Annotated in this window: 1 protein-coding gene; it reads left to right on the forward strand. The window is 67.9% G+C overall.

Features of this window, described 5'->3' with window-relative positions:
* The coding region (locus R0K30_RS22385; protein WP_410613094.1) for a hypothetical protein at window positions 1-262 on the forward strand (262 nt) is incomplete at both ends.

Here is a 262-nt window from a genome sequence, read left to right on the forward strand (position 1 = left end):
AGCACAGCGTCGTTACCAGCCTGTTTGTCCGCTCGCCAGCAGTGTTGATGCCGACCGACACCGCCAGGGAGCTGTTCTCGCAGGCCGATTCCATGGCGCTGGCCGCCGAAGCCTTCGCGCGCGCGGCTTCCGCCCAGGCCAGTGAGGCCGGCGGCAACGTACGGGTCACTGCCAGCCAACTGCTGGGTGTCGAGGTGCTGCCGCCAATGCTGCGAGCGCTGCGCGATGCGAGCCCCGGGTTGGCGTTGGAGCTTAGCGTTTC

It is taken from the genome of Bacillus sp. SIMBA_154, assembly GCF_046536015.1.
Taxonomy (GTDB): Bacteria; Bacillota; Bacilli; order Bacillales; family Bacillaceae; genus Bacillus; species Bacillus pumilus_P.